Source organism: Altererythrobacter sp. Z27 (assembly GCF_052683155.1).
In genome coordinates this window covers 522,547-540,158 of record NZ_JBQYMC010000001.1, presented here as the reverse complement: position 1 = coordinate 540,158, position 17,612 = coordinate 522,547, and the positions used below count along the sequence as shown (strand labels likewise).

Annotated in this window: 14 protein-coding genes; 5 read left to right on the top strand and 9 right to left on the bottom strand. The window is 62.2% G+C overall.

Features of this window, described 5'->3' with window-relative positions; genetic code table 11:
• Nucleotides 1–35: 35 nt before the first annotated feature.
• The 5 genes from ACUJ47_RS02710 to ACUJ47_RS02690 form a co-directional block, all read right to left on the bottom strand.
• Nucleotides 36–368: a PilZ domain-containing protein gene (locus tag ACUJ47_RS02710; protein WP_445536923.1), complete on the bottom strand. Its 333-nt coding sequence runs from the start codon at nt 366–368 to the stop codon at nt 36–38.
• A 72-nt stretch (nt 369–440) separates the two neighbouring features.
• Nucleotides 441–2,042 (bottom strand): Y-family DNA polymerase, encoded by a 1,602-nt coding sequence (locus ACUJ47_RS02705; RefSeq protein ID WP_445536922.1) that lies wholly within the window; start codon nt 2,040–2,042, stop codon nt 441–443.
• Nucleotides 1,927–2,730: an ImuA family protein gene (locus ACUJ47_RS02700; RefSeq protein ID WP_445536921.1), complete on the bottom strand. Its 804-nt coding sequence runs from the start codon at nt 2,728–2,730 to the stop codon at nt 1,927–1,929. Before ACUJ47_RS02700 ends, ACUJ47_RS02705 begins: the two co-directional genes overlap by 116 nt.
• A 100-nt stretch (nt 2,731–2,830) precedes the next feature.
• Nucleotides 2,831–4,408: an amino acid permease gene (locus ACUJ47_RS02695; protein WP_445536920.1), complete on the bottom strand. Its 1,578-nt coding sequence runs from the start codon at nt 4,406–4,408 to the stop codon at nt 2,831–2,833.
• A gap of 88 nt (nt 4,409–4,496) precedes the next feature.
• Nucleotides 4,497–5,921, bottom strand: a complete 1,425-nt coding sequence (locus tag ACUJ47_RS02690; protein WP_445536919.1) for a sodium-dependent transporter — start codon at nt 5,919–5,921, stop codon at nt 4,497–4,499.
• 116 nt (nt 5,922–6,037) lie between these two features.
• Between ACUJ47_RS02690 and panB the strand changes: the two genes are divergently transcribed.
• Together panB and ACUJ47_RS02680 are read left to right on the top strand one after the other, a co-directional pair.
• Nucleotides 6,038–6,910 carry a 3-methyl-2-oxobutanoate hydroxymethyltransferase gene (gene panB, locus ACUJ47_RS02685; RefSeq protein ID WP_445536918.1) on the top strand — a complete coding sequence of 291 codons (873 nt, stop codon included), beginning with the start codon at nt 6,038–6,040 and terminating at the stop codon, nt 6,908–6,910.
• 7 nt (nt 6,911–6,917) lie between these two features.
• Nucleotides 6,918–7,997: a DUF475 domain-containing protein gene (locus ACUJ47_RS02680; protein WP_445536917.1), complete on the top strand. Its 1,080-nt coding sequence runs from the start codon at nt 6,918–6,920 to the stop codon at nt 7,995–7,997.
• Here ACUJ47_RS02680 and ACUJ47_RS02675 read toward each other — a convergent pair.
• From ACUJ47_RS02675 to ACUJ47_RS02660, 4 genes are all read right to left on the bottom strand, one after another.
• The gene (locus ACUJ47_RS02675; protein ID WP_445536916.1) at nt 7,975–8,934 is read right to left on the bottom strand and encodes a bile acid:sodium symporter; all 960 of its coding nucleotides are present in this window, start codon (nt 8,932–8,934) and stop codon (nt 7,975–7,977) included. The genes ACUJ47_RS02680 and ACUJ47_RS02675 overlap by 23 nt on opposite strands.
• 60 nt (nt 8,935–8,994) lie before the next feature.
• The gene (gene prsR, locus ACUJ47_RS02670) at nt 8,995–10,359 is read right to left on the bottom strand and encodes a PEP-CTERM-box response regulator transcription factor (protein ID WP_445536915.1); all 1,365 of its coding nucleotides are present in this window, start codon (nt 10,357–10,359) and stop codon (nt 8,995–8,997) included.
• Entirely contained in the window at nt 10,359–12,479 is a 2,121-nt protein-coding gene (gene prsK / locus ACUJ47_RS02665; protein ID WP_445536914.1) for an XrtA/PEP-CTERM system histidine kinase PrsK, read from the bottom strand. The genes prsR and prsK overlap by 1 nt, the downstream gene beginning before the upstream one ends.
• Nucleotides 12,480–12,718: 239 nt before the next feature.
• Nucleotides 12,719–14,104: a helix-turn-helix domain-containing protein gene (locus ACUJ47_RS02660; RefSeq protein WP_445536913.1), complete on the bottom strand. Its 1,386-nt coding sequence runs from the start codon at nt 14,102–14,104 to the stop codon at nt 12,719–12,721.
• A gap of 149 nt (nt 14,105–14,253) precedes the next feature.
• Between ACUJ47_RS02660 and ACUJ47_RS02655 the strand changes: the two genes are divergently transcribed.
• The 3 genes from ACUJ47_RS02655 (at nt 14,254) to ACUJ47_RS02645 (ending at nt 17,611) form a co-directional block, all read left to right on the top strand.
• On the top strand, nt 14,254–15,852 hold the full coding sequence (locus tag ACUJ47_RS02655; protein ID WP_445536912.1) for an isocitrate lyase: 1,599 nt from the start codon (nt 14,254–14,256) through the stop codon (nt 15,850–15,852).
• Nucleotides 15,853–15,877: 25 nt separating this feature from the next.
• A complete protein-coding gene (locus ACUJ47_RS02650) occupies nt 15,878–16,051 on the top strand; it encodes a hypothetical protein (protein ID WP_354144965.1) in 174 nt (57 codons plus the stop codon).
• A 213-nt stretch (nt 16,052–16,264) separates the two neighbouring features.
• Nucleotides 16,265–17,611: a hypothetical protein gene (locus ACUJ47_RS02645; protein WP_445536911.1), complete on the top strand. Its 1,347-nt coding sequence runs from the start codon at nt 16,265–16,267 to the stop codon at nt 17,609–17,611.
• The last annotated feature ends 1 nt before the right edge of the window (nt 17,612 follow it).

The following is a 17,612-nucleotide window of genomic DNA, read 5'->3' as shown; positions in this document are numbered from 1 at the left end:
CGGAACATGCCCGGTTGAAGCACCACAGTGAAGGATCAGGCTGCCTTGCTCTTGCCCGATGCCGGCTTGCGCTTGAGCCGCTCGTGATAGAGATGATCGACGATCGCCGGGTGCATCTTGCCCTCGAAGGCGATCCCCGCACACTCGCCATCGACCCACACGATCTTGCCCAGCGGCGTACGAACGCCGTCGATCCGCAGGCTGACCTTCTCGCCTTCTTCGGCGAAGCCATGGCGCCCCTTGATCTTGCAGCCGCCCTCAGACACGTCGATCACTTCGACGTAGAGCGTGCGCGAACGCATCCGGCCCTGCACCAGCAGGTCGAGCCGCTTGCGATCTGAAGAGCGTGTCGAACCAGTTTCTTCCATCGGTTCTATATGCCGAAAAACCGTAAAGAAATGTCTATCACCAATTTCCGTTATTTTATCGTAACTTGAGCGTTAACCGTAAAGCCCGTGCAGATACCAGAGCGGCAAATCGCCGCGCCCGTCACCAGCCAGGCCGTGGCGATAGATCCAGTATCGCCGCCCCTTCTCGTCCTCGATACGATAGTAATCGCGCAGCCGCGCGCTGGAGCGTTCGCGCCACCATTCGGGCGCGATCCGCTCGGGCCCTTCCACCTTCACCACTTCGCGCACCGCGCCGCGCCAGCGAAACGAACGCGGATAGCCATCGGGCGTGGCATAGAGCACCGCGATCGCCTCGGGCCGATCGAGCAGCTTGAGCGGGCGCTGGTGAAACGCCAGCTCGCCCTGGCTCGCAGGTTCGGGCTCCAACGGGGGCTGCCAGCGTTGCGCCCGCTCAGGCAAGTGGCTGGCATGCGGGACAGGACGGCGCACCGCCTGCGGCCCAAGGCGGACGGTAAGCCGGTCGATACAGGCATTGAGCGATGTGCCATGCGATTCCGCCGCACTTTCGATATCGCGCTGGCCGAGTGCAAGCGGCTCGGCCCAGCTGGCCCGCAAGCGCAGCAGTTCGATCCCGAAACCGGCATCCACACCATCGAGCTTGGCGCCGAACAGGCGGCAGATGTGCGCTGGATCGCGAGTGGATGCGGAAAGCTCAAGCGCACGGGTTATGACTTCGCCATCGACCCGCCACAGCCCCAGCTCGAGCCGCCGCGCGCCCTCGCCCCGCCCTTCAAGCTCGCGCGCCATATCGGCGGCAAGGTCGCGCAGCACCTGGTCCAGCAGCTCGCGGTGGCGGATCGGTTCGAGCAGGCGCCGCTCGACCAGCGGAATGTCCTGCGGCACCACCGGCAGCAGCGGTTCGGGCACGCGGCCAAGCAGCTGGTCCATCCGCACCAGCGGATTGGCCGAGGGTGACTTGCGGTTGCGGAAGCGGCGCTGCAGCGCGTCCCGCCCCACTCCGCCAAGTTCGCCAAGCCGCTTGAGCCCCAGCCTGCGTAGCACGGTGAGTACATCGGGATCGAGCCGCAACGCCGCCACTGGCAATTCGGCAAGGCGCATCGCGGCATCGTTGCCCGGGCCCAGGATCGCGCCATCCGGCCCGTAATGCGCGAGCGCCCAGGCCGCACCGGCAGTGGGCGCGATCGCCAGGCGGGCACTGAGGTCGCGTGCGGCAATTGCAGCGCGTGCATCGGCGATCAGGCGCCGCTCACCCCCGAACAAATGCGCCACAGCCGTGACATCGACGACCAGCCCGTCGGGAGGGTCGAGCGCGCTCCATGGACCCCAGCGTTGCGCCCACAGCGCCAGCTTCTCCAGCAAGGCGAGGTCGCCTGCCGGATCCGATGGCGCGACAGTGATCGCGGGGCACAGGGTACGTGCATCGGCCAGCATCATGCCCGCCCGCGCGCCGGCAGCTCGCCCTGCGTCATTGGCTGCGGCGATGCGCGGGCCATGCGCCGTTTCGGCAATCAGCACAGTCGGCGCGGCATCCGCGCCTTCACCGCGCCTGAAGCCGTTAGAGAGCCGCCAGCGATCGACCGCAAACTGCGCGAACCAGATCGACATGATCCGGCGCGGCGGCCCTTTCAGGGCTGCTGTGCGGTCGAGCGGCGGCGAGGCTGTTGCCGTCATCGCTCAAGCTCCATTCCCCGGGTGGATACGACCGTGCGCGGAACAGTTCAGCATGCCAGGCAGGGTGGCCCGGCGCAGTCGTGTTCCAGCGTGTAGGAGCCGAAGGTGCAGCCGCCACTTTCCAGCGCATCCGGGCAGAGGAAAGCTCGGGCTGCGCTTCTAGCCGCACCAGCCACAACGGCACACCATGCTTCTCCGCTGCGAGGCTGAGCCGGCGCGAAGCGGTGAAATCCAGCGCGCGCGGATTGCCAGCGATTTCACCCAGCACGAACGCCAGGTCGCGGCAGCGCAGCCCCTCTTCCAATGCGAACAACGCGTCCTCCGGAGTCCGGGCTTCGACGTGGATCAACCGGTGGCGCAATTCTGGCGGCAGGCCATGGCGATAAGGGCGCCCGGTCAATCTCACCGCTGCACGATCCTGCACCCACAGCAGCTGGCGCCGGTCCTCTTGCGCCGGGCCGGATCGCCCGGCCGCTTTCAGCGCATCGCGCGCCAGAGCGAGCGCCAGCCCCGCCCCGCTCGCTTGATCGCCGCTTGCAAAAACCTCGCTGTGCGCGGGCGCGGCCAAGCCCGGCCGCCAGTGCGGCAGGCGGGTACGCAGCAGCGCAGCGGCACCCTCGCCAGTGACAGCGAGCGGCGGCGTTTTCGGGGAATGGACGGCAGGATGGAACATATAGGAACGACTCATTTGTTCTTATTATGTTCCATCCAGTCCCGATTCGCAATCGCGCACAAAAGAAAAGGGGCCGCCCGCAGGCGACCCCTTCGCAAATCATCCCAGACGCAGATCACTCATGCGGCGGGTGGATCGGAACCATCAGTTCCTCACCCGCCACGTCATCGACCACTTCGACGATCCCGCGCCCAAGGTGGCTGCGGCTGCGGGAATAGAAGAAATAGACCAGCAGTCCGAGCGCACCCCACGCCGGGAGGAACAACATCGCAGCGCTTGGAAGGTTGAAGAACAGCAGGACGCAGCCGATGATCGTGAGCGGCGCAACCAGCCAGATTGCCGGCACCTTGAAATGCCGCTGGCGTGTCGGGTCCTTCACCCGCAACACCATCACGGCCACCGCCACCATCAGGAAGGCGTAGAGCGTACCGGCATTGGAAATGTCTGCCAGCTGGCCGACCGGGAAAAAGGCTGCGGCAACCGCCACTGCGAGGCCGGTCATGATCGTCACGACATGCGGGGTTTTGAATCTGGGATGCACGGTGCTCAGCTTCTCGGGCAGCAGCCCGTCACGGCTCATCACGAAGAAGATGCGCGTCTGGCCGAAGATCAGCACGAGAATGACCGAAGGCAGTGCAAGGAAAGCCGCGATGCCCAGCATGTTGCCGATGCCGGAGAAACCGATCGCGCGCAGCACATGCGCCAGCGCCTCATTCGAGCAGACCAGCGCCTCGGCGTGTTCGGGCATGGCGCATTGCCGCGCCAGTTCTGCCGATCCAGCCTCCAGCGGGAATCCGGCGGCATCCATGATCGGCTGTCCGCCTAGCGTGCCAATGGCACCAGCAGCCACGAGGATATAGAACACGGTGCAGAACAGCAGCGAACCGACCAGACCGATTGGTACGTTGCGCTGCGGGTCCTTGGTTTCTTCTGCCGCGGTCGAAACCGCGTCGAACCCGACATAGGCGAAGAACATGGTCGCAGCTGCGCCGACCGCGCCGACGCCCGTGCCCCAACCGCCGAAAAGGCCTGCCGGCAGGAAGGGATTGAACTTCTCCGCGCTGAATTCGGTGCTGCTGAGCGTGAGCGCGATGAAGGCCGTCAGCGCAGTCACCTTGATCGCCACGAGGATGGCATTGACCTTGGCGCTTTCGCTGGTGCCGATCACCAGCAGACCGGTGACGAGCAGTGCGATCATCAGAGCAGGCAGGTTGATCAGCCCGCCTTCCGCTCCGCCCAGTGCCAACGGACCGGCGCTGAGCCAGGTCGGCAAATGTATGCCCAGGAACTCGTTGAGGATCGTACCGGTAAAATAGCCGGACCAGCCGACCGAAACGGCGCTGGCGGCAATCGCATATTCCATGATCAGCGCCCAACCGACGGTCCAGGCGAAGAATTCGCCAATGGTCGCGTAGCTGTAAGTGTAGGCGCTACCGGCCACCGGGATCATCGCTGCGATCTCAGCATAGCAGAGCGCGGCGACGATGCAGACAAGGCCGGCAATGGCAAAAGCGACCATCAGTCCCGGCCCGGCCTTTTGCGCGCCGACGGCGGTCAGCACGAAAATCCCCGTGCCGATAACGCAACCGATCCCCAGCAAGGTGAGCTGCAACCAGCCCAGCGTACGGTGCAACGACTTCTTCTTCGCCGTCGCAAGAATTGCGTCGAGCGGCTTAACCCGGTCCAATAGCATAGAGTACTCCCCAATCACGGGAGGAGATCCCTACCCTCCCCGATGGGTACACAGTTACCCTTCATTCTCCGGCAAGGAAAACGAATTCCTAGGCCGAAAGGCCGCTCACCATGATCCCGATCAGCGCCGCCGGGCAGAGATAGCGCACAAGGAAGCGCCAGAGCTTGTGTAGCGAGCCTTCAAGACCGTTTTCCTTGTCGATCAACTCCGGATCGGCCACCCAGCCCACGAAGATGCAGGTAAGCAGTGCACCGATCGGCATGAACAGCTTTGACGTCACACCATCGAGCGCGTCGAAGAAATTTGCCTCGGCGAACAGCGGAATGAGCGCAAGCGGACGGAAATCGGCCATGTCGTTGAAGGACAGTGCCGCCAACGCCCCCAGCACCGCTGCCCCTGTCCCGACGATCAGGACGCTTGCGACGCGCGAAATGCTGAACCGTTCCATCATCCATGACGTCGGAACCTCAAGCAGCGACACTGAACTCGTCAGCGCCGCGAAGGCAACCATCACAAAGAAAGCGACACCCACTAGCGATCCGACCGGCATGTTCTGGAAAGCCACCGGCAAGGACTGGAACATCAGGCCAGGCCCTGCAGAGACGGAAAGGCCGGCGGCAAACACGATCGGGAAGATGCACAGCCCGGCAATCAGCGCGACGGCGGTATCGGCGCTCGCGATGATACCCGTCGTCTTGCCCAGATTGACGTCGCGCCCGGCGTAGGCGCCGTAAGTGATCATCCCCGCGACGCCCAGCGACAGCGAAAAGAACGCCTGTCCGACAGCTGCAAGCATCACTTGCGGGGTCAGCTTCGAAAAATCGAAGGTGAAGAGATAGGCGATGGTCTCGCTCGCAGCGCCGGTCGCGAAACCATAGACGGTAATCAGGATGAGCAGGACGAAGAATGCGGGCATCATCCAGGTCGCCACCCATTCGATACCCTTCGATACGCCGCGCGCCACGAAATACGCAGTGATGCATAGGAACAGCAGTTGGAGCCCGACCATCAACTGGCCGTCACCGAACAGGCCGGGCAATAGGCTTTCGATGTCCTCGGCCGGACGACCCTGGAACGCACCGCCCACAACGCCGGTATGGAACAGGTCGTTGATGAAAACGCCAATGTAATAGAGCACCCAGCCGCCGACCACGCAGTAGAAACTCAGGATCAGGAACGCAGCGAACACGCCGATCGAGGCGAAGATGTCCCAATGCTTCGATGCACCGCTCTCGATTGCCACGCGGCGCACGCTCTCAGGCGCAGAGGCTTGGCCATGCCGCCCGATCAGAGTTTCAGACAGCAACACGGGCAAGCCGATCAGCAGCACACAGAGGATATAAAAGAGCACGAAAGCGCCGCCGCCATTCTCGCCCGCTTCCGCCGGAAAGCGCCAGAGATTGCCCAGCCCGACCGCGGCCCCGATCGCAGCCAAAGCAAAGGCGGTCCGCGATGACCAGCCTTCTCGCTTCGTTGCGGTGGTTCCGGAATCTTTATCGGGTACTGCAACCATCTGTATTCCCTTATATCATTGCCGTGGGCGACCTGCGGAGGGCGGTTACTGCCCCGATTTGCCAGTCCAGTCGAGCGGGCATTTGCGCAAATCCCCGGCTGGGCTAAAAGCGCGCCATGTCCACGACTTTCCAGCTCGACACGGCAACCAGCCGTTCCCACCCCACACCGCAACCAATGCGGCGGCTAACCGTTCCCGCAATCAGGCAGCGTAAGAAGGGTGGCGTGATCGAGCAGCCCATCGTGATGCTCACCGCTTACACCGCGCGCCAGGCGCAGTTACTCGATACGCATTGCGATATCCTGCTGGTGGGGGACTCGCTCGGGCAAGTAATCTACGGGCTCGATTCAACCGTGCCCGTCACGCTCGAGATGATGGCAAATCACGCGGCGGCAGTCGTTCGGGGCTCCTATCACTCGGTGGTGGTGGTCGACATGCCCTTTGGCTCCTACGAAGCGTCGAAGGAAAAGGCTTTCGAAAGCGCGGCCTACCTGCTCAAGGCGAGCGGCGCGGCGGCAGTGAAGCTGGAAGGCGGCGCGGCAATGGCAGAAACGGTCGCGTTCCTGAACCAGCGCGGCATCCCGGTGATGGGCCATGTCGGGCTGACCCCGCAGGCGGTCAATGTTCTGGGCGGATATGGCGCGCGCGGACGCAGCGATGCGGAAGCAGAAAAGATCGTCAATGACGCCAAGGCGCTCAACGAGGCTGGTGCCTTTGCGATCGTGATCGAAGGGGTGGTTGAACCAATTGCGATCGAGGCCACCAAGGCAGTTTCCTGCCCCACCATCGGTATTGGAGCATCGGCCCAGTGCGACGGGCAAGTGCTGGTAACCGAAGACATGCTGGGCATGTTCGACCGCGTGCCGCGCTTCGTAAAACGCTACGAGGACATTGCCGGCATCATCGAGAAGACGGTCGCGCAATATGCGGAGGAAGTGCGCAATCGCAGTTTCCCGACCGAAGACCAGACCTACCAGCCCAAGGCCTGACGCGACCATGCAAACATTGATCCGATACTACGGCTTCTCTTTAGCCTTCTCCTCCGTCTGCCTTGCACTTGCGGTGTGGTACGGCTGGGCCAGCACTGAGAACATCACTGCCACGCTGGGCATCCTTTGGATCGTTTTCGTCCTGTCGATCCTCGAGGTCTCGCTCAGCTTCGACAATGCGGTGGTCAATGCCACGGTTCTGCGGAACATGGACCCGGTGTGGCAGCGCCGCTTCCTCACCTGGGGTATCCTTATTGCAGTGTTCGGCATGCGTATCGTGTTTCCGATCGCCATCGTTGCCATTGCAGCAAAGCTCGGACCGATCGATGCGATCAACCTGTCGCTCAACAATCCCGAGGAATACCAACGGATCGTATCCGCAGCGCATATCGGGATTGCCGGGTTCGGTGGCGCGTTCCTTGCGATGGTAGGGCTCGCCTTCTTCTTCGAGGAAGACAAAGAGATTCACTGGATCGCGGTGCTGGAGCGCAATATCAATCGCTTCTCGACCGTTCCAGCTGTCGAAATCGGCCTCGTACTGGCGTTGATCTATGGCGTGTCGACCATGCTCGACCCTGAAGATGCGAATACCTTCCTGACGGCGGGTATCCTGGGACTGCTGACCTATATCGGTGTGAACGCCATCGCTGCCCTGCTGGAGCAGCACGAGGCGAAAAAGCGTGCCGCCGGGGTTATCGTGAAGTCAGGCCTTGGCGGGTTCCTCTACCTCGAAGTGCTCGACGCAAGCTTCAGCTTCGACGGCGTGATCGGCGCCTTCGCACTCTCGAACAACATGATCATCATTGCGCTGGGCTTGTCTGTGGGCGCGATCTTCGTGCGTTCGATCACAATCCATTTGGTGCAGACCGGCACGCTGGCGCAGTACCGCTATCTCGAACACGGCGCATTCTGGGCGATCATCGTGCTTGGCGCGATCATGCTGCTATCGGCCAAGTTCCACATTCCAGAGACGATCACCGGCCTGATCGGGGCGACTCTGATCGGCCTGTCGTTCTGGTGGTCGGTGCGGCATAACCGCCGCGAAGGTAGCGAGATGATCGACCTTAATGCCGCGCAAGACGGCTAGCCAGCGGGGCCGCCATCAACAGCTGCAGCAGGTGATAGAGCAATAGCGGCGCGATCACGAAGCCGGCGACCTCGGGCTTGAAGAGGATCGCAGCAAGCGGCGCCCCGATGGCCACGCTTTTCTGCGCACCGGCGTACATGAAGGCTTTTCGGTTGGCGCGAGGAAATCCGAGCAGTCCTCCGGCCCACCATGCCGCCAGATGCGCGAGCAGCAGGAACGCGACTGTAAGCGCGAGCAGCCATGCCCAGATTGCCCCGCCGAACATATGGAGCAAGCCCTGCTCCACTGCACCAGACATCGCGACATAGACCGCGATCCCGATTACGGTCCGGTCGAGCCACACTATCCGCGCCTTGCGTTCGCGCACCCATTCTCCGGTCCAATCCTGCAGCGCCTGGCCAATCATGAATGGCAGGACGAGGATCATCCCGATCCGGATGATCGCTTCATAGCCCACATCCACTGTCGCGCTGCCGGCCATAAGCGCGAACAGCGGCGCAGTGACGAACACACCGGCAATGTTGATCAGCGCCGCACCCACCACGGCAAGCGCGATATTGCCTCCCGCCAGTGTTGTGTAGGAAGTCGCCGACTGGATGGTCGATGGCAGAGTGCCGAGAAACAGGAAGCCCAGCGCCACCAGCGGCGGCAGGAGCGGCGCCGCCAGTGCCGCGAAGCCCATCCCGCCCAGTGCCATCACGCCGAACACCCACAGCATCAGCGGGCCGAAATAGCGCCAGTTCCGCAGCCCCAGGGCTATCTCGCCGCGAGGGACACGCATCCCGTTGACGAGGAAAAGCAGGAAGATGCCGATGCTCGAGACCAGCCGGGCTGTTTCGCGCAACTCACCTTCGGCCGGCAGCGCGAGCGCCAGCAAGGTCGCCACCAGCAGGATGGCGATCATCGGATCAGCAAAAAGCGAGAGGCGCCAACGCATCCCGGACAACTGCCCGCATGGTGCGGGCTTGTCGAGTGGAGACGGTTTCGCCTTCCCCCGTCAGGCCTGCAGCCCGTATTGCTTGAGCAGGTCGTAAAGCGTCGGGCGGCTGATCCCCAGCATTTTGGCGGTGCTCGAGATATTGCCTTCGCTGCGCGCCAGCGCGTGACGGATCACACGCCGGTCGGCATCCTCGCGCGCACTCTTGAGATTGAGCACATCGTCGCGATCCTCCCCGCTTTCCTGCAGGTCGAGATCGCCCGCGCCGACCAGTTTGCCATCGGCCATGATCACGGCACGCTTCACGCGGTTTTCGAGCTCGCGCACATTGCCCGGCCAATGCCACTCGTCGATTGCGGCCAGAGCGTCGGGCGCGAAACCGGTGACCTGCGGGTTCATCTCATTGGCGAAGCGCTTGAGGAAGGCCTTGGCCAGCAGCGTCGCATCGCCATGCCTTTCGGCAAGCGTCGGGACTTTCACCACGATTTCAGCCAGGCGATAGAACAGGTCCTCACGGAAAGTGCCCTGTGCGCACATGGCTTCGAGATCCTGGTGCGTGGCGCATACGATGCGGGTGTCCACCTCGATCACCTTGCGACCGCCGAGCCGTTCGATGGTGCGTTCCTGCAGGAAGCGCAGCAGCTTGACCTGTAGCGACAGCGGGATGTCACCCACTTCGTCGAGGAACAGCGTGCCGCCCGCAGCATTCTCGATCTTGCCTTCGGTGGTCTTGACCGCACCTGTGAAGGCGCCCTTCTCGTGGCCGAAGAGCTCGCTTTCGAGCAGGTTTTCCGGGATCGCCGCGCAATTGATCGCGATGAAAGGGCCGCGCGCGCGGTCGCTCGCTTCATGCAGCCCTTTGGCCAGCAGTTCCTTGCCGGTGCCGCTGGCGCCAAGCAGCATCACCGAAACATTGGTCTTCGCGACACGCTCAATCGTCCGCGCCACCTTGACCATTTCCGGTGCCGCAGTGATCAACCCGCCCAGCACGCGATTGTCATCGCCCGAACGATCCTTCAGCCTGCGATTCTCCTGCTCGATCTGTTGCAGGTTGAAAGCGCGGCGCACGATCAGGCCCAGCGCCTCGATATCGACCGGCTTCTGGTAGAAATCATAAGCGCCGCGTTCGATCGCATTGAGCGCGCTTTCGCGCGCGCCATGGCCCGATGCGACTATCACCTTGGTGTCGGGCTTCAGCTCCATGATTGCGTCGAGCACTGCGAAGCCTTCGCTAGTGCCGTCCGGATCGGGCGGAAGTCCGAGATCGAGCGTCACCACCGCAGGTTCGACCTGGCGCAGCGCGGCTATTGCACTTTCGCGATCCGTCGCCTGGATGACTTCGAAATCGTCATAGGCCCACTTGAGCTGCGCCTGCAGTCCCTCGTCATCTTCCACGACCAGCAATGCGGGTTTCCTGTCGGCCATCACGCCACCTCACTCTTGAATTGACTGTCCTGACCCAGCAGGTCCGCCGCCGCTGCCAGCGGCAGGCTCACGATAAATCTTGTGCCGAGCCCCTCGCGGCTTTCGACGTTCAGGCGCCCACCCATCGCACGCACCAGTTCGCGCGCCTCGAAGGCGCCGATACCGAAACCGCCGTCCTTGGACGAAACGAAGGGCTTGAACAGGCCGCTGCGAACGAATTCGGGCGTCATTCCCGAACCGCTGTCGACGATTTCGATACGGCCGTTGAGCCCGTCGCTCGAAATATCGAGATAGACCGGGGCATTGGGGGAACTTGCGTCGATCGCATTCTGTACGAGGTGCTGCAGCGCCTGCTCCAGCGCTTCGGCGTCACCTTGCACCACGCACAGCTCATTGCGCGTGAGCTTGACCGGATGGATAGTGCCAAAGCGTTGCACAAGCCGCTTGGCGACCGCACCCAGATTGACTTCACGACCGCCGCCGACCTTGCCGGTGCCGTAGCGCCCCAGGCGCGCCAACAACGTCTGAAGCTTGTCGGCGCTGTTGCGCAGGGTGATCAGCATGTCGGCTCGGAAATCGGGGTTCTCCGCATGCTTTTCGGCATTGCGGGCCAGCAGCGTAAGTTGGCTGGCGAGGTTCTTGATGTCATGCATCACGAAAGCGATGCGCCGGTTGAACTCGTCGAACCGTGCCGCTTCCATCAACGCCTGCTGCCCTGCCTGTTCTGCCAGATAGCTGGCCAGCTGCCTCCCGGCGGCGCGAAGCAGGTCGAAGTCTTCCCAGTCGAGCGCGCGGGCGAGCGGCGGGCGCGCCAGCACCACGACGCCCGCAAGCCGTTCGAAATGGATCAGCGGCACCACCGCCCAGGCAGCTGGCGCGGCGCGCAACCATTGCGGCACGTCGTCAGCTTCCGATGCAGCGCCGCTGCGAGCGCGCAACGCATCTATGTCGAACACGAACTCGCTTCGCTCAAGCAGATCGGCAAAGCGATAACCCGCGGCAGGGGACGGCACTTCCAGGTCAGGCCACTGCCACCGTGCAACCAGCTCAAGTTCCGCTTCCTCGTTGGGGGCAAGCAGGATGCCTGCAGGGCTGTCCGTGATGTCTGCCATCGCCTTGACCGCGCGTTCGTGCAGGCTTTCGCCAGATGCGCCGCCGCGGCCCATCGTCTCGGTGAAGCGGAGCCATTCGGCGCGGTAATCATAGCGGTGATGAAACAGGTGTTTGGCGAGCATGACACGCAGCCAGCCACGTGCCCGCGCCGATGGCAGCCAGATGATCGCGGCGACGCTAGCCATGACAAGGAAGCCGACTTGCGTGACCCGGCCGAGATCGCCGCCGAGCAAGGCGAGCGACCGCGTCACCACCACCATCACCAGCAAATAGCCGCCGATCAGCAGGAGCGAGAGGCTTCGAAAGGCAACCGCGCGCGACGGGCTGAAGCGCAAACCGGCCCCGGCAGGATGGCTGCCAATGGCCAGTGCGATCGCAAGCAAGCCCATGAACGTTCCGCGAAGCGCCAGAAGAAGCTCGGGCGATTCACCGCTGAGATAGGCGACAGTATGCAGGTTGAGGTCGTAAAGCCAGATCCCGGCCAGGGCGATCGCACTCCATCGCAGCAAGCGCTGCGAAGCCGCCGCCGCCCCGGCGTACAGGTTGTGGAGCAACACCAGCGCGCCGATCGTCACAAGGACATGAAGCACGGCGGCAATCTGGAATGCCACGACTGCAAATTCGGCCGGGACAGCCAGCCGCATCGACAGGATCATCAGCGGAAGTTGGGAAAGCTCGACGAGGAACAGCGTTATCACCAGCGGGCGGATCGGCCGCAGGCTTTCGTCACGCCCGTCATTCGCGAACAGTCGGAACAGCAGGTAGATGAGTGCGAGGTTTCGTGCGGTTTCGGACAGCTCGGCTGCCAACGAAACAGGCGTCAGCGCTGCCGCCAGCCCAGACCACAGCCCGGTGAGCGCCACTGCAATGATGGCCGCATGCCGGTCGAGCCGCGAACGGTCGCCCTTGCGCAGGATCCACAGCGCCGCGGCGATGCAGGCGATTGCGCCCAGCACATTGCTGGCCAACCCCACCGTCGCCAGCAGCCCTGTTTCGACTGCCGGCATCAGCCGTGCTCCGATTCGAGCCGGGCGCGCGAAAACCCGCGCAGCAATACGCGCAACCTATCGCGATTGTTCAGGCTCTGCATCAACACGTCTCGGCGCCTCGTCATTCGAAGGACGGAGCCTAAGGCCGAGATGTGAAATGTCGGTAAACTTTACACTAGGTTCGGAATGCCAGCTTTCCTGCGGACTTACGGGGTTGATCCCAGGTTAATTCGGTGAGGTTTTCCGCGAGATCGCTCCTAGCGCTGGGGACTGAATTCGAACGGTGTTACGCCGCGCGCCACGCGGTCAACCCGCAGCGGCGCACCTCTGGGCGGGAGCGAACGCTGGCGGCACCCCTCGCGATAGCATCGCGCGCAACCCAGCCCGATTGGCTGCGCGGCCGCTTGGTCGAGCGATATGCCCTTGGCTAGCGTCAGCTGCCCTCCAAACCGGGCCTCAACTCCCAACACGATAACAAACGTCGCTTCTTCACCGGCGCCAATGGCTTCGACCGTCCTCGCGATAGTGAGCCAGTGGGCCGGCCCCGAATCCGCGCCTTCGACCATGACGGGCTGCACGCAGAATTCGCCGCGCCGCTCGAAGGCCTTGTGCGCCACCCAAAGTGGGCAAGTAGCCTCGCTTTCGAGGAGCGTTGCACCGCTCGCGCCGGAGAAACGCTTCGAAAACTGGCCTGCCCGGTCGAGCCGCGCCATGAAGAAGGGAAGTCCACGCTGGCCCACCCGCTGGAGTGTCGTGAGCCTATGCGCCAATTGCTCGAAACTGACCCCAAAACGGCGCTGCAGGATGGTGAAATCATATCCCGTCTGCTCGCAGGCGCGGAGGAAACGGCCATATGGCATCAGCAGCGCAGCGGCGAAATATGCGGTGAGGTGCCGTTCGACCAGCTGGCGAGCGGCATTGTCGTCGAGCTGGGCACCGGCCACAAGCTTCGAAATCGCTTCGCGTTGCTCGAGCGAGACGAGCTGCGACGCGATCTGGAAATTGCGCGATGAACGGTCGAGCATCTCGGAGAGCTGCAGCTGGCGCGCGTGGAGGTCGAGCCGGCGAAGGGCATCTGGCATAACGTCGAGCGGCAGTATCCGTACAGTCAGCTGGTGCCGTTCGCGCAGCCGCTCGGTCAGTGCGGCGCCAAGGTCGCCATGTGAAAGCCGTAGCTCATCGGCAAGTTGCTCGGCTGCATGGTCGAGATCGGCGAAATGATTGCGCCACCGCTCGATCTCCCGGCGTGATGCGACCAGCGAGTCATTGACCCCGCCCGCTTCCGGGCCGCTGCGGTCGTAGAGCCGCGCCAGGGCCGCAGCGGCCTGCGGAGCCACTGCCAGCAACTCGCTTACTTCATCGCGGTCGATACCCAGATCGGCGAAGCGTTCGTCGGCAAGGCGCCGCGCCATTCCGTCAACCCCGCCAATCGCCTCATCTTCCCGCAGCGAACGCGGATCGAAATCGAACCGTTCGATCACCTGCATCAGCACCCGCGCGGAAAGCGGGCGCTGGTTTCGTTCGATCAAATTGAGGTAGCTCGGGCTTATGCCGAGCGTGGCAGCCATTGTCGCCTGGGTTAGCCCTTCGCGCTTTCGCAAGCGACGAAGCGCGGGGCCGGCAAGAAGAAGGTTCTCGGACATGGTGTAAATATATTTACATTTTTACACGCTGAAAAGCCCAAACCTGCTCATTGAGACAAGATATTTTGTAATTTTTCCTGTCATCCAGCCGATTCGCGCGTCATTCCTGTTCGTGAGGGGCACCTCCCCGCCCCGCCAGGAGACAGCAAATGACTTATCAGGCCACCATCGCCGATCTGCGCAAGACCATCACCACGAATGGCTCGCCGTGGAATGCGATCGATGCCGAGAGCGCCGCGCGCATGCAATTGCAGAACCGCTTCCGCTCGGGTCTTGAAATCGCCAAATACACCGCGAAGATCATGCGCGCTGACATGGCGGCCTATGATGCCGATCCTGCCAATTACACCCAGTCGCTGGGCTGCTGGCACGGCTTCATCGCCCAGCAGAAGATGATCAGCATCAAGAAGCATTTCGGCAGCACCAAGCAGCGTTACCTCTACCTGTCGGGCTGGATGATTGCCGCGCTCCGTAGCGAATTCGGGCCGCTTCCCGACCAGTCGATGCATGAGAAGACCTCGGTTCCCGCTCTGATCGAGGAACTCTACACTTTCCTGCGCCAGGCCGACGCACGCGAACTGGGCATGATGTTCCGCGATCTGGATGCGGCGCGCGAGCGTGGCGACGAAGTTGAAGCCAAGCGCATCGAACATGCGATCGACAATTACGAAACGCATGTCGTTCCGATCATCGCAGACATCGACGCCGGTTTCGGCAATGCCGAAGCGACCTATTTGCTCGCCAAGAAGATGATCGAAGCCGGCGCTTGCGCCATCCAGCTCGAAAACCAGGTGTCGGACGAAAAGCAATGCGGCCACCAGGACGGCAAGGTCACCGTTCCGCATGAGGACTTCCTGCAGAAGATCCGCGCGGTTCGCTACGCCTTCCTCGAACTCGGAGTCGACGACGGGATCATCGTTGCCCGCACCGACTCGCTCGGCGCTGGCCTGACCAAGCAGATCGCTTTCTCGAAGGAAGCAGGCGACCTGGGCGACCAGTACAACTCTTTCCTCGATTGCGACGAGGTCGACGCAGACCAGATCGGCAATGGCGACGTGCTGATCACCCGCAACGGCAAGCTGCTGCGCCCCAAGCGCCTGCCCAGCAACCTCTACCAGTTCCGTTCAGGCACTGGCGAGGATCGCTGCGTGCTCGACTGCATCACGTCGCTCCAGAACGGCGCGGATCTGCTGTGGATCGAAACCGAAAAGCCGCATATCGGCCAGATCGGCGGGATGGTGAACCGCATCCGCGAAGTCATTCCCAACGCCAAGCTGGTCTACAACAACTCGCCCAGCTTCAACTGGACGCTAAACTTCCGCCAGCAGGTGTTCGACGCATGGAGCGAAGCGGGCAAGGACGTTTCGGCCTATGACCGGGCGAAGCTGATGAGCGCGGATTATGACGGCAGCGAACTCGCCGCCGAAGCCGATGAACGCATCCGCACCTTCCAGAAGGACGCGGCGGCGCAGGCTGGCATCTTCCACCACCTCATCACTTTGCCGACCTATCACACGGCTGCGCTCAGCACCGACAATCTCGCCAAGGAATATTTCGGTGACCAGGGCATGCTTGGCTACGTCAAGAACGTCCAGCGGCAGGAAATCCGCCAGGGCATCGCCTGCGTGAAGCACCAGAACATGTCCGGCAGCGACATCGGCGACGACCACAAGGAATATTTCGCTGGCGAAGCGGCCCTGAAGGCAGCTGGCAAGGACAACACGATGAACCAGTTCGAGGCTGCGTAACCCGCAACTTCGAGGGAGAACCACTATGACCGATAGCGAAACCAAGCCGAGCGAACCGGGGCGTGCAAGGGCACTGCTCTCTACGGCCGACTTCAAGCTGCTTCGCCGCGCGCTCGAAAGCTACGCCCGGACCACAGAGGACCGCGACGAATTGGCCAAGATCAATGCGCTTCATCACCGACTCGGCAATTATGGCTGAGTAACCTAATTCGGGGCGCCCCCTTCGCCCCGATACCATTCTCCTGGGGAGGAGACACGGCCGTCGGTGCACCCCCCGCACCGGCGGCCGTCACATTTCAGGCGGCCGCCAAGCTGGTCAATGGCTTGCGTCGCACTTGCATACAGAAAAACTGAAGTTGCGCCTGGGCCAGCCGTGCCCATGTTCGCCGTATCTGGCCAAAAGGGGGGAACCATGCGCCGTGCAATTGCGATGATCGTCTGTGTCGGCATGATCGGTGGCTGCGCTACCGTGCAAACATCTGAAAGACAGCTATCCGCAGTCGAGCCAGGCCTGACCTATTTTCTGCCGAAACGCGAAGCCAAATTGAGCGCTGAGCGAAAGCTCTTGAACGAAGCTGAACTCACCAAGGCGCTTGCGACCAAAAAGGCCGAACTGGAAAAGGCCAATGGCGAGGTCAAACGCATCGATGGCGAGGTCAAACTGGAGACGCGGCGATTGGCCGATGCAGCCGTGCAAGCCAATGAACAGGCCAAGAGGGAAATCGCGGCAAGACTTGCAGTCCTTGCATCAGACCTGGGTGCCGCCAAGCAGGCCCAGGCTAAGGCCACGGGAGAAGTTGATTCCCTCGAAGCTAGCCTACTCGCGCTTCGAACTGCCCCGAAGGGCAGTTGCGCCTTTTCCTACTCAGCCAAGCTGGAGCTCATGGAATTGAGCCCCGACAGAGACTGGATTTTTATTGCCGATCCCGCCCACAATCCATTTCGCGACGACGAAACGAAGCTGGTAATAACCATGGATGGTCTTCTTTCCTCAGCAAATGTCGTCGCAGCCGACCGGACTGGCGACATCATCGTCGAAGCCGCTTCTGCGATCGCAAGTTTCGGGACGGCAATACCCGGCGGAATCGAAGCTTTCGGACAAACCGAGGAAGAAGTAGCCGAAGATTGCCAGAGGCCGACAAAGTTCAGCTTGCGTTTTGATCCCGGCAAAGGCGAAAGCCTTGCTTGGCTCAATCTTGAACTCGCCCGGTCCAAATATCCCTTCCGCGTCGAAGTTGCGGGCAGTAGCGCAGCCCAAGTTGATTCGTCGGACCTTTCTCAGGCGGGTCAGCAAGGAGCCCTATTCTATCGCTCAGCTCTGCCGGTGACGATCACCTTGCGCCAGTGCCGTTCGGGCGTGGCATGCAGCGCGTCGTCATCGGACTCCGATCCGATCGATGCCGCATTGGTGATGCTGCCACAGGCCGGTCCGATCTCCCACATTCCCATGCGCTCATCCGCATTCGTCAAGACGACCAACGATGTCCTGTTCGAGAATGGCATGATCACTTCGTGGACTGCCAACCGTCCTAGCGAGGTGCTTGAAGTCGTCAGACTTCCCGTTCGGATCGCCAAATCCATCGTTTCAGTCCCGGCCGAGATATTCCAGCTGAGGGTAAATCTTTCCGACCAGCAAAAAGGATTGGCCGAATCCCAAAAGGCACAGATCGAAGCTCAGGCCAGACTGCTCGAAATAAAGACCTGCGTTACGACAGCGGGGGAAGACAATACTGCGGCACTCGCATGCTTCGCAGACTGAG